The 12,669-nt window shown below is 70.2% G+C and carries 10 protein-coding genes; 2 read left to right on the top strand and 8 right to left on the bottom strand.

Annotation, left to right across the window (positions count from 1 at the left end; genetic code table 11):
- Positions 1 to 13: 13 nt before the first annotated feature.
- Positions 14 to 2,248: a serine/threonine-protein kinase gene (locus tag QJS31_RS04355; RefSeq protein ID WP_282780236.1), complete on the bottom strand. Its 2,235-nt coding sequence runs from the start codon at positions 2,246 to 2,248 to the stop codon at positions 14 to 16.
- 138 nt (positions 2,249 to 2,386) lie between these two features.
- Here QJS31_RS04355 and QJS31_RS04350 point away from each other — a divergent pair, with 138 nt between their 5' ends.
- Both QJS31_RS04350 and QJS31_RS04345 read left to right on the top strand, forming a co-directional pair.
- Positions 2,387 to 3,451, top strand: a complete 1,065-nt coding sequence (locus QJS31_RS04350) for an SPFH domain-containing protein (RefSeq protein ID WP_306355969.1) — start codon at positions 2,387 to 2,389, stop codon at positions 3,449 to 3,451.
- 98 nt (positions 3,452 to 3,549) lie between these two features.
- Positions 3,550 to 4,320, top strand: coding sequence for a MerR family transcriptional regulator (locus tag QJS31_RS04345; RefSeq protein WP_051037977.1), 771 nt, complete (start codon positions 3,550 to 3,552; stop codon positions 4,318 to 4,320).
- Here the strand turns inward: QJS31_RS04345 and QJS31_RS04340 are convergent.
- Genes QJS31_RS04340 through QJS31_RS04310 form a run of 7 tightly spaced genes read right to left on the bottom strand, consistent with a single transcriptional unit; the run spans position 4,305 to position 12,624 of the window.
- Entirely contained in the window at positions 4,305 to 5,102 is a 798-nt protein-coding gene (locus QJS31_RS04340; RefSeq protein ID WP_306355968.1) for a hypothetical protein, read from the bottom strand. The genes QJS31_RS04345 and QJS31_RS04340 overlap by 16 nt on opposite strands.
- A 6-nt stretch (positions 5,103 to 5,108) precedes the next feature.
- Positions 5,109 to 6,209: a discoidin domain-containing protein gene (locus QJS31_RS04335; protein WP_306355967.1), complete on the bottom strand. Its 1,101-nt coding sequence runs from the start codon at positions 6,207 to 6,209 to the stop codon at positions 5,109 to 5,111.
- A 60-nt stretch (positions 6,210 to 6,269) separates the two neighbouring features.
- Complete coding sequence (locus QJS31_RS04330) at positions 6,270 to 6,596, bottom strand: helix-turn-helix transcriptional regulator (RefSeq protein WP_282780229.1); 327 nt, start codon at positions 6,594 to 6,596, stop codon at positions 6,270 to 6,272.
- Positions 6,597 to 6,606: 10 nt separating this feature from the next.
- Complete coding sequence (eccE, locus tag QJS31_RS04325; protein ID WP_306355966.1) at positions 6,607 to 8,436, bottom strand: type VII secretion protein EccE; 1,830 nt, start codon at positions 8,434 to 8,436, stop codon at positions 6,607 to 6,609.
- On the bottom strand, positions 8,433 to 9,815 hold the full coding sequence (mycP, locus tag QJS31_RS04320) for a type VII secretion-associated serine protease mycosin (protein WP_306355965.1): 1,383 nt from the start codon (positions 9,813 to 9,815) through the stop codon (positions 8,433 to 8,435). The genes eccE and mycP overlap by 4 nt, the downstream gene beginning before the upstream one ends.
- Positions 9,815 to 11,323: a type VII secretion integral membrane protein EccD gene (gene eccD / locus QJS31_RS04315; protein ID WP_306355964.1), complete on the bottom strand. Its 1,509-nt coding sequence runs from the start codon at positions 11,321 to 11,323 to the stop codon at positions 9,815 to 9,817. Before eccD ends, mycP begins: the two co-directional genes overlap by 1 nt.
- A complete protein-coding gene (locus QJS31_RS04310; protein ID WP_306355963.1) occupies positions 11,320 to 12,624 on the bottom strand; it encodes a MinD/ParA family protein in 1,305 nt (434 codons plus the stop codon). The genes eccD and QJS31_RS04310 overlap by 4 nt, the downstream gene beginning before the upstream one ends.
- Between the last annotated feature and the right edge of the window lie 45 nt (positions 12,625 to 12,669).

Genomic DNA, 12,669 nt, shown 5'->3' with positions numbered 1-12,669 from the left:
GGTTCACCCAGCACTACCACCAGGTGCGCGGTCGCACCTGGTTGGCCAGGTCGACCAGATGGTAGCGGTGCATCCGGTCGTCGCATTTGCGCGCGAGCAGTCGCAGGGACTCCGAGACGCCGTGGCGCACGCCGTCCTCGGTGAACGGCACACCCAGCAGCGTCGTCTGCGGGCGCTCCGGACCGCGCCGCGTGGTCAGCCACATCAGTGCGGCGTTCAACACCAGCACGCGCATCTGCTGCGCGCGCGGTTCGTCCGCGGGCAACTCCCGCACCCGAGTCGCGGCGGCGTGCAGGTCGGACTCCTCGAGCTCGGCCGGCGGCCGGGACACCAGCAGCACGCAGCCGGTCATCCGGGCCAGCGCGTGCAGGCTCGAAGTCCGTGCCACTTCGTCCAGGACCGCTACCGCCGCGAGGGGATCGCGGGCGGCCGCCAAGCGGCGGGCCATGCCGAAAGCGGCGCTGACCGCGCTGCGGTTGGTGCGCCAGACGATCGTGTAATACCGCAGCGCCACCTCGTGCCAGCGCCCGGCGTGATCATCGGCGGGTTCGGTCTCCGACCGCGAAATCCGTTCCTGCAGAAGGAGTTCAGCAGTCGCGGCCAGAGCCAGAGAGGGCGTGAGCTCCCCCGGCACCCTGGTGTGCACCGTGTCGAATCGGGTGAATGCTTCGTCGAAGTCCTCCGCCAGTAAGGCCGCGACACCCCGGTACCAGGCGATACGCCAGTCCGCGCGACTGTCGGACGCGATCCGGTCCAGCCGCTGCCTGGCGGCGACCGGATCGCCCATATCCAGATACGCACGCACCTCTGCCAGTGCGCCCTCCAGTTCGTACGAGGCCGGGGTGTCGATCTTGCCGGCCTGCGACCACTCCGCGACCATCCGCAGCGTGTCGAGCACCTGCTGCGGATCACTGGGCAGTGACCGCGACGACAGATTCACGCTCGGATCGTCGACATCGGTCAGCGGCACCGGCAGCGCCGCGACCACACTGGACGCGTCCAAGGTCCCGTGCCGGTACACGCCGTCGGCGAGGCTGTCGGTCGGCGCGATCAGCGCCGTGGTCCCGAAACTGGTGCGCTGCGCGCTGAACAGGGTCGACGCCTGCGGGTACTCCTCGCCGGTGTCGGTCGCGAGCACGGTGGCGAGCACGCCGGTCAGCTGCGTGTGCAGTGCCTGCATGGTCGGAAACCGCAGTGCCGGATCGGGATCGGTCGCCCGCAGCAGCAGCCGGTAGAACGCCTCGTAGCGGCGCAGCACCGGCTGCTCGATCGGGGTGGGCAGATCGTCGTTGCCACCGCGCGCCCGGCGGGCTGGATCGAGGGTCAGCGCGGCCAGGGTCCGGCCGACCGTGTAGATGTCGGAGGCGACCGTGGGCCCGGTGCTGGTGAGCTCCGGGGCCTGGAAACCCGGTGTGCCGTAGAGATATCCGGCCGAATCCATGGCCGCCACCGCACCGAGGTCGATGAGCTTGACCCGTTCCCCGACCATGATGTTGCCGGGCTTCAGGTCGTTGTAGGCGAGGCCGTTGGAGTGCAGATACTCCAGCGCCGGAACGATTTCCAGGACGAAGGCGATGGCCTCGGCGACCGAGAGCCGATGCGGGGCGGCCGCGTGCAGGATGTCGTCCAGAGATCGGCCGTCGGCGTACTCCATCACGATGTAGCCGCACGGCTGCCCGTGCGGGGGCTGATGCTGAACGAAGTTGTAGATCTTCACGATATTGGGGTGCGACACCTCGGCCAGGAACTGCCGCTCGGCGACGGCGACCGCATGGGCCTCGAAGTCGCCGTAGGTCATCAGCCCTTTCAGCACCACCCACCGATCGCTGACATTGCGGTCGATCGCGAGATACACCCAGCCCATACCGCCGTGGGCGAGGCAGCCCTGCACCTCGTATTGGTCCGCGACCAGATCGCCCTCCGCCAGCGCGGGCCGGAAATCGAATGGCGCGTCACAGATCTCGCATTCGCCCGATGCCGTGGCGGGCACGGCCGGCGTGGAACGGCCGACCGGCTCGTCACACCGCCAGCAGAACCGTTTCTCTTCTCGGACAACCGGTTCGGCGAGGACCGCGGTACGCGGATCGATCGGCTCGGCGGGCGGCAGTTCCACCCAGCCCCCACCCAGTCGGCGGACGCTGGGCCGCGAACGCGGGCCGCGTCCGGCACCGAGCCCGGCATCGTCGAGCGCGGCGACCAACCCGGTGGTGGACAGCTCTGGTGCGGATTCGGTGCCGTGGTCCAGCATTCGGCCCTCTCCCGGTCTGCCTCGGCGGCGTGTGCCTCGGCATTCTGCGCGCCCGGTCACCAATGTGCCACGCGCCCCTTCCCCACCGTGGGAATACGGCGCTCGGACAGCCCGGGAAGCGACCGTATCCTCGACGACATGGCCTGGTTCGAGCGGGAATTCATCGCTGTTCCCGACAGCCGCAAGAACCAGTTGGTGTACAAGTGGCCGGACGTCAACATCCGGCGCTTCTCCCGCGTGATCGTGAACTCCGGCGAGGTCGCGCTGTTCGTGCACACCGGACAGGTCGCGGGTCTCATGACCCCCGGTCGGCACCGGGTCGACGCCACCGAGCTGCCGGGCCTGGGCGCCCTGCTGGACGCCGTCACCGGCGGCAACGCCTACCGTGCGGAGCTGTATTTCGTGGGAACCAGGGAGTTCCCGGGCAACAGGTTCGGCGGCCGGCTCGACGACATCCTGGATCCCCGCAGCGAGCAGGTCGTCACCCTGCGCGTCTTCGGCGAGTACGCGCTGACCGTCCAGGACCCGGCCGCCCTGGTCACCGGGCTGATCGGCACCGTCGACCTGGCCGACCCCGACCAGATCACCGCGTGGTGCTCGGACCTGCTGCTGCGCTCGATGAAGATCGCGGTGACATCCGGGATCACCAATGGCCGGTGGCCGGTGCTCGGTCTCTCGGCGCACATGCCCGAGATCGACACCGACGTGCTGGCGGTGACGAACCGGCAGCTGCGCAGGTATGGGCTGCTGATCACCCGCATGGGCAACTTCGACATCAACCTGGCACCCGAGGATGCCGATCGGCTCAAGCGGCTGGCCAAGGACACCCGATACCTCGAGCTGGTGGGCGACTACGGGCAGTACGCGGCGGGTGAGCTGGCGATCGGAGCCGGTCAGGGCATGGCGCACGGCGGCGACGCCGCTCTCGGCGGAGCCTTCCTCGGCGCCGGGCTCGGCCTGAGCGCCGTCCACCCGCAACTCGCGGCGAGGCCCCGGTACAGTGCTTCCGGAAATACGGCGGACCGTGGGCATTCGGGTTCCGCGTGCCCACGGTGCCGGGCCGTGCACCCGGCATCGACGGCGTTCTGCACCAGCTGCGGCGAGCGGATGAGCACCGAGCGGTCGTGCACCGGCTGCGGGGCCGCGCTGCCGCCCGACGCCCGGTTCTGCGGTGCGTGCGGCACGCGATCCGCCGACCGTTGACCCAACCGGTCTGAACTTCGGTGTGACACTTCCTGACGTACCGCTGAATATCGTGTCGTTCTATTTTCAAGGAAATGCCACTGTGGTTTCCTTGAAGGATGGCAGTCGAGGCGAAGTACACGATCGACGAGTTGGCGCGGGAAGCTGGCACCACCGTCCGCAGCCTGCGTGTCTATCACGAGCGTGGCATTCTTCCCCCACCGATGGTGAAGGGCCGAACCGGCTACTACAGCCCGGAGCATCTGAGCCGGGTGCGCACCATCAGCCGCCTGCTCAACCGAGGGATCAAGCTGAGCGGTATCAAGGAACTGCTGAAGGCTTGGGACCGCGGCGACGGGCTCTCCGACGTGCTCGGCGTCATCGACGAGACGACCGCCCGATCCGGCAAGTTCCCCAATGAGACCATCTCGGCCGCCGAACTACAGGAGCGGTACCGCGACGTTCCCGACGGCCTCGCCCGAATCGTCGCCATCGGGCTCTACCAACCCGTCGACGCCGTCACCTATCGGATCGCCAATCCTCGGCTGATCACCATCGGCAGTCGACTCACCGAGGCCGGGCTGCCGCTGAGCGAGGTCGTCGACGAGCTGGAGAATCTCTACGCAGACTGCGACCGCATCGCGCGCCGGCACGTCGACCTCTTCCACCGGATGGGCTGGGCCCGTTTCCAGCAGTCCGAGCGCACCCCGGACGATCTGGCCAGGGTCACCGAGCAACTGGCCGCGACCCGCGTCGTTCCGGGGCGCGCGACGGTGGCGCTGGTGAGCCAGTTGGTGCTGCGCTACCTGGAGGACGACACCGCGGAATTGGCCGAACTCTACGACGATCCGGCGGATCTGACGGCGGCGCTACGTCACGAACCGTCCTGATCGAGCAGCCCCGACCGCTCCAGAAAGCTCCGGGCGCTCCGGTCCCCGTCGAAGGCCCCGGTCTCCAGGACGATACCGGTCCTGATGTCGGCGTAGCGCACGGTGGCCGAGGGCCCCACCGCCGCGAACACGTCGCCGTCGGCGACGATCGTCCGGGCACTCGAACGCCAGTGCTCGACGGTGGCCGCGAGCGCATCGGACGGCGGCGTGCGCACATGGAAGGTCAGATCCCGGCCCGCCGACAGGCCCCGCAGTAGCGGGTCACCGGCCGCGAGTACGCACCGTTCGCCGGACTCGGCGTGGTAGGGCCGACAGGTCGCGGCACGCAGCGGTTCGGGCAGCCGGGCAGACGCGGTCGTGGCGGCGATCGGCGTGAGCGGCGGCGAGAACCTGCCCGCGATGAGCACGCCGCACACCAGCAGCACGGCCAGGCCCCCGACGGTCAGCAGCCAGTGCCGCGGTGAATACCGCTTCCGCTCGGTCAGGCTCCGAACCCCGGAGGCCAGACCGTGTTCGACGGCGCCCACCGCGCGGAGGGCGTCCGCGCCACCGCGGGCAGCCGCTCCGCCGAAACGGACCGCGGACTCCGCATCGTGCGCGATTCGGGCGGCGGCGGTACCGATCCCCGGATGCCGGTGCTCCGGAACCGGCGGCACCTCGCTCGGCCGCGGATCCGCCGCCGGTCCGGCGGCCGGGGCGGCCAGCGGCGCACCGCAGTACGCACAGCGCGCCAGGTCGCCGTCATTGCGATGCGAGCAGTAGCCGCACGTCACCGCGGACATCTCGACTCACCCCTGCTGCTTCCCGGTGATCACTATCGAGGACACGGCGGTGTCCTTCAGCGATCGATCGCCACTCGATTCGAGAATCGTCAGAATGATCTCCGATGCCCGCACCGGCGGGTTGATCTCGGTGGTCACGACGCCGCGCTGGTCGAGGGTCTCCTGGGTGTAGGTGGTGAAGTTCTCGTTGTCGAACTGGTACGACACCCGGCTCGCCGTCCGGTGCCTGGCCCACTCGTCCACGCCGTCGGCGCGGATGTGGTCCCAGCCGGGCACGATCGAGATGGATTCGACGAGATAGGTTGCGCCCAGGTCGATGGTCAGCACCTGGCCGTCGACGTTATAGGCCCGCACACACGACCATGCCTTGCCCGCCTCACCAGAGAAGGCATCCATACCGTCGGTGCTGCCCGGCGGACAGTGGCTCGTCGCCGACACCACCTCGATCGGCTTCCCACGGCTCACCGCCTCGGTCGGCTCGGCGGGCGGCGGCGCGGGCGTCGGCGCCGCCGACGTCACGACCAGTGGTTGCCCCGCCTGTTGCTGCTCACCACCGGTGGTGATGAGCACGACCAGTAGCAGGACGGCCAGCACCGCACCGACGGACAGCAGTACCTTGGGTTTGCGCAGCTGTGGAGCGATCCGCTGCGTCAACGCGCCGAGACGGCCGCCGGGCGTCGGCCGCAACAGGTCGTCGAACCGGTCCTTGCCGACCGGCTCCTCCCGCCGTTTCGGTGGGGCCTCGGTATCGCGCCGCTCCGGTGGCATCCGAGCCGGATCGGTGAACCCCTGTGCTCTGGGCTCGATGGGCCCCGAGCCGTTCAACAGCGCGTTGATCTGCTCACTGGCCGAGGACCTCCGTGCCGAACGCGGGCGGACCGGCGCCGGGCTGCCCGCCCCGGTGGTGCGCCGTGGTTCCGGAACGGTTTCCGCCTCCGCCAGCTCACGGTCCGCGGCATCCGGGCCCGTCGCGGCCGAGCCAGTCGAAACCGGTTCGGGCGCTTCCTTTTCCGCCTCCGGCTTCGCCCCGGACGAGCCCGGCAACAGCGCGGCCAGGACCACGCTCCGATGGCGGAGGAAGACATCTCCCGGTTCCTCGTCGGGCATGCCGGGAATCGTATCGATTTCTCGGTCACCGCCCGTTCCCAAGCGTGAGAACGCCACCGGCTACTGATTGGGCTCGGTGATGAAATACTCTGGCGCGACATCGAATACGCGCGCCAGCGCGACGATCAGATCCAAGCGCGGTATGGCCTCACCGTGGATGAGGCGGTACAGGCCGGACTGCGATATCGGCACGTCCGGGTAGGCCAGTTCCAGGTGTTGCGCCAGTGAGTACAACGTCAGCGACCGCACCGGACCGTCGTCCTCGGTGGATACGACCGATTCCGCGACGAGTTCGGCGAGCCGCTTGGAGAACACCGCCGCCGCCAGCTGTCGCGGCGTCAGTTCCTCACCGCCGCTACCATTTCGGGGTTCCGCCTCCGCTGACACGATATTCGACCTACTTTCCATCCGAGCTGGACGCGGAACGGGCGCCCGCTAGTTCGGGTACCGGACCCCGCCGGTCCGGGGACGAGATACCGGCGGACTCGTCGACACCGGTCAGGAACCGGTCCTCGCCGATCGGCTCGATCAGATCGATCCGCACGGTGTGCATCGGGATACCGACATCGATCGCGGCCGCGCCGGTCTGATCGATGGACAGGTCGGCGGATCGCTGCCGCGGTCCGCCGGGTGCGCTGATGACGATCGTGGTGGGCGCGGCCGTGGAACTCGGCACGAGCTGGTCGAAGACCGCCACGGTCGCCGGGCCCACTTCGGGCTCGGCACCATTGCGCGCCCCGATCGGGCCGTGCGCACCGACCAGCCGCAACGACCGGGGATCTCCGACCGCGTCCACCAGGTGCTGCCACCGCCCAGGGCGGCTCGAGTGGACCTCGACATCGGCGCCGACGGCCACGGTCCGGAGCACGATCTGCTGGGCGATCGGCAGCTCCGCGTGCACGTCGACGGTGCGCCGCCGCGGGTTGTACCGCACCGGATCGTAAAGGGGCAGTGCGAGATTGTGTTCGGCCCGCCCTCTGATCGCACCGAGAATCTGCCCGCTGGGACCGATGGCCATGCGCAGTTGTTCCGCCGCTACCTCGAGCTGTTCTCCGACCTGCCACACGACCGGATCGACGCGGCGGGGGCGGCCGATACGGTGCCACCGTTCGCGGCCACCGACCGGTAGCGATGCCAGGAGCGCGGCGCCTTGACGACCGCTCAGCGGATGCAGGTAATCGGGTCGGCCGACCTGCGGCCCCGGGCCGACATAGCGCGCCATGGCACGCACCTCGACCTCGCGGTCCTCGGCAGCGCCCGTACCGCCGTGTTGAACGCCCCGGCTGGTCAATGCCACGGTGAGGGTCGTCCGGCCGGTGTGCCACGTCCAGCAGGAATCGAGGGCATCGTCGATCCGCGCGAGATCGATCTCATAGCTGGTGACGTGGCGAGTCGGCACCGGTCCGACCAGCATGCGCCAGCTCTCTCGCAGATCGGTCAGTTCGAATCCGGTGTGCAGCGACCGAGTCGCCGCCTGCATGGCCTCGGCGGGCAGCGGATGAGCGGCGATCTCTATCTCGCGCAGCCGGGCCGCGATGCGATGTGCCGCGGAGGCAAGCGCTTTCGGCGCCGCGGCCGCCGCCGAACCACGCCGGGCGAGGGGCTCGAGGTTCCGTTCGACATCCAGGCGCAGCACCAACCAGGTCAACCGCTCCCCGACCGCCGGGTCGGTGCCGATCAGCTGGTCGTACAGCATGCCGTAGCTTCCCACGGACCGAACCCGCCGGCCAGTCGTCACGATGTCGATATCGATCGCGATGCCGTACTGGTCGAGCATCTCGGCGAGCACCGGCACCGGCACCGTGTCCTCGGTGTAGGTGGTGCCCGCGCCGATGATCGTCGGTAGATCCAGGTTCGGAGCCAGCTGGATCATCGCGATAAGGGTGTCACCCCCACGCCGGATACCGCAGACGCCCGCGGCCACACGCACGTCGACCACCGACTCCGGGCGCACGAGTTCGCGGGCCCGAGCCGACCGGCCGGCACGGTACCCGATCCAGTCGCGCAACCAGCGGTAGGCGGTGCGCTGGCCCACGGGCACCACGACGACGGTTGACCACAGCGCGAGCACCAGTGCGGCGACCCACCACGGATGGGTCCGGGACAGCACGACCAGCATGAGGACGGCGATGAAAACCGCCCCGGCGACGGGGCCGGGTTCGGCGCCGAACGGTAGCCGCGGGGCCGGGGTGCCGCTCGGACCGGCGCCGCGGAACGATACGGTCACCGCGACCTCGACGACTGGGTGCCGGATCGCCGGATCCCGGCGAACCCGGGGCCGAAGCCGGCCGCGAGACCCAGCAGTACGGCACAGGCGATGACCACTGTCGCGGTGATCGCGGGGCGCAGGTCCCGCGGTCGTTCGGGTGGTTTCACCGCCAGCGGTGCGGACTGGAAGAGCCCCTCCGGTCGGCTGGGCGGTGTCCGGTAACTGAGCGCCGCCAGCGGGTCGATGAGCCCGGCGCCGACCACATTGTCCACACCGCGAGCCGGCGAATGGGCGCTGGCTTGCAGGCGCGTCGCGATCTCGGCCGGTGTCTCGCCCGGGAACCGCGACCGCAGCAGGGCGGCGACACCGCTGACATACGCGGTGGCGAAGGACGCACCGCCGATCTCGGACAGCGCGGCCGGATCTCCGACCCCGCTGACGACGCCACCGCCCGGACCGAGAGATACGATGCCGGTCCCCGGTGCGGCCACCGAGACCCAGGGTCCGGCGAGCGAGCTGTCCAACGCGGCACCGGCGGCGGTGGTGACGCCGACGGTGAGCACCTCGGGGGTGAACCAGCCGGGTGTGGATATGGTCTGCACCCTCCGCCAGCCGCGCGGATCCACCGAATCGGTGGGATCGACACCCGGATTCTGCTGGTTGCATCCCGATCCGCCGGTGTCACCGGCGCTGGCGACGATCAGTGCGCCACGTACCCGGACGGCATAGCCGATGGCCGCGGAGAGCTGGGACTGATCGACCGCCTCCCGCACCGGCACGCATATCGGCAGCGCCACGGTGATCACACCCGCGCCCTGCCGGGCCGCGTGCACGATGGCGCGGGCCAGCGCACGGACCTGCACGGCTGCCTCGGCCCCCGGTCGGAAGTGCTGCGGATCCTCGGCGGTGAACGCCGCGGACCGGTAGCGAATGGACAGGATCCGGGCCTCCGGGGCGACGCCGATGAATCCATCCGTGGGATCGGCGGTGCCGGCGATGATTCCGGCCACCAGGGTGCCGTGCGCGTCGCAATCGGACAGTCCCTCGCCGCCGTCGGCGACATAATCCCCACCTCCGACGACATCGCGCAGCCGGTGGCTCGGTTTCACCCCGGTATCGATCACGGCCACGGTGACGCCCGCGCCCCGGCTCAGTTCCCTGGCTCGGGACAAGTTCAAGGCGGTGTCGACGGGGGGCTGCCGCGCCGGATCGGTTCCCGGAAGAATACCGGCCGCCACGCATCCTTTGTCCTGTTTCATCGGAAACTCCGGTTTCGGCGGCTCTTCCGCCGGTGGCGGTCCTACGACGACCTGTGGCGGCTCGACGGCCGCCGCGGGCGCCGCACCGGTGAACAGGGCGGCCGCCACCAGCGTCACGGCGCATCCGGTCGTACGCATCAGATCGCCCTCATCGCCGCATAGATGCCCATGATCCAGAACGCCAGGATCGGCACGATCAGCAGCAGCAGGTATTCGAACAGGTCGGTCACCCGCCGGGTCACCGGGGACAGCCGGACATTCGGCAACCGGACCGCCGCGAGACAACCCAGCACCGCCGCCACCAGAACGAGGGCCGCGACCAGCAGCCGGACGCCGACCGTATCGTGCACGCCGACCAGCACGATTCCCAGCCCGATCACCGTCACCGCGGATCCGGTCACCAACGCGATGGCCTGCACGCGGTCCGGGTACCAGCGGGCCCGCATCGTCAGAATCCCCGCCACCGCCACGGCGAGCACGATCTCGCGGATCTTGCCGGGGTGCGTCGCGGCCGCCAGCACCGTGGCGACGGACAGCGACAGCGACAGCGCCACGACCAATCCGCGCAGGCTCGTCACCGCCAGACGCGCCCGTGATTCGAAGGTGGCCTCGATGCGTCGGCGTTGCGGGTCGTCGGGTTCGCTCTCGTTGCCGGTCTCGGCGTCGAAGATGTCGGTGAGTGTCGCGGGCGCCACCTCATTGCCCGGGTCGGGCAGATCGGGTGGCCGGATCCGGGCGATCACCGCGGCCACACGCGGCGCCGATCCCAGCAGCATCACGATGACCAGCACCGCACCGGCCGCCACCTGGCTCGCCGACAGCTCCAGGTAGGCCGCGGGCAGCGCTGCGAGAACGCCGAGGATGCCGAGCGCGGTCACCGACATCAGCGTCGCGATGCCCACCCGGGTCACGCGCATCATGGTCGCCGCGGCGACGGCGGCGACCACGGCGCCCGCCGCGAGGTTGGCCGCGGTGAATCGGCCGGTTTCGTCGTATTCCGTCGGCACCAGCATGGCGCCGCCGGCGAACAGCAGCACCAGCGCGGCGAGGGCCGATCCCAAGCAGGCGCGGGGTGCTGCGAACCGCTGGCCGGCGACGACCGCCGCCCCCAGGAACACCGCGCCCAGCAGTAGGGCGGGAACCGCACACCACAGGATCGATCCGCTGCGCAGCCATGCCCACGTCAACATGCTCGCGGCCGCCGTCGCACCGGCCACCAGCACGCCGAAGCCGACCACCGCCGACGTTCCGGCGTCGTACTCGGCGAACTCGCGCTCGTTGATCAGGGCGAGCGCATCGGTGATGTCCTCGACGATCGGCCGGAACACCTCCGCGGACTCGACCGGCGTCAGCACCAGCACGGCGCCGTCGGCGATGTCGTGGTCGGCAAGGCTGCGCCAGCGCGGAATCGGGAGCTGTCCGGGCCGGGCCAGACTCCACTGCCCGACCGGCGGGGTGAAGTCGACGTCATCGTCCTCGACCGCCGCGGCCAGCACCTCGAGCAGATCGTCGATGAATGTCTCCACCGCGAACTTGGTGGGCACCACGACGTCCACCTGGTAGGTGGCCACCATGATCGCCACCCGGACCCGGGCCACGTCCGCCGAGGTCGCCGCGTCCGCGGCCGGTGCGGCAACGGCGGTCACCGCGTCGCCCCCCGGAATGTCGGAAACCCGTCGGACAGCGCCGCGGCCAGCTCCTCGAAGGCCAGGACGGTGTCGCTGCCCAGCAGCCGCAGGTCGATCTCGCCGCCCTCGGCCAGATGCGCGTCGTAAGGCAGTGTGTACGTGGGCCGTTCCGCGGTCGCGAACAGCTGCTCGATGGCCGCCACATCGACATTCGGCTTCACCGGATGCTGGTGCACGATGGCCACGCTGGACCGGTGGACCAGGCGCTCGAGGCCGTGCGAGCCGAGCCAGTTGAGGGTGGCCACCGCCCCGGTCACCCCGCCGACCGTGGCCGGGGTGACAACCAGAACGGCGTCGCTGCTGGCCAACACGCTGTTGGTCGCCGAATCGAAGACACCGGTACCGCAGTCGACCAGGACCAGGTTGTAGTGCACCCGGAGGGTCTGCACGGCCGCCGCGTACTCTTCGCCGCTCAATGCCCGGGTGGCATCGGTCGCCCACGGCGACGCGACCACCACCAGATTGGCGTTGTTCGTGGTGGTGTACGCCTGCACCGCCGAGAAGGCCCGCAGATCGCGGGCCTGCGCCAGATCGCGGAGGGTGAGCCCGTACGGATGCCGGACGGTCCGGGTGCCGAGATCGCTGAAGTCCGGGTTGGCGTCGACCGCGACTACGCGGTCGTAGCGAATGGAGGCGAAGGTCGATCCCAGGGTCGCCGCGGTCGTGGTCCGGCCGACGCCGCCCTTCACGCTGACCACCGCGATCTGATAGGTGCCGGGAATCTGCCGCCGGATCCGGGTGCGCCGGTCCTCGGCGCGCTGCTCGGCCGGTGACAAACCGAAGCGGAAACCCACTTTGTTCAGCGCGCCGCGCACGCCGGTGGAGGCCCGCAGGGTCGCTCGATTGGTCGCGGTGATCTCCGCCAGCAGATGCGAGGCGGCCTGTGCGGCCGAGATGACCTCCACGCGGCCCGCGGGCTCGGACCGCTGGGCGATCGGCTCCACCCCCATGGTGACGTCGGGCTCGAGCGCACCGGTCGCCGACCACTTCGCCACGTCTCGTCCCGCCTGCTCGGCGGTGCCGGAGGCCTCCGATGCGGCGGTACCGGCCGCGGCGGCGGCGGTGCCAGCGGACCACCCGGCCGTGCCGTGGCCCGCGTCTCGCGATGCGTGACCCTGCTGGTACGCCCCGGCGGGCGGTTGCGAGGTGGACGCGTGGGCGGAGGCTCCGGCGTATGTCGGTGTGGCGGCACCGGGCGGGTTCGGCGGTTGCGCCACGGCCCGCGGGGCAGCCGCCGCGGTGGCGTGCGGCGGCGTCACCGCCTGCGCAGACGTGGGAGCCGCGCTAGCGGCCGGGTTCGACGG

The organism is Nocardia sp. CC213A (genome assembly GCF_030766805.1).
Lineage (GTDB): Bacteria > Actinomycetota > Actinomycetes > Mycobacteriales > Mycobacteriaceae > Nocardia > Nocardia otitidiscaviarum.
Note: the sequence above shows the minus strand (reverse complement) of the source record. Positions and strands in the feature narration are given on the sequence as shown.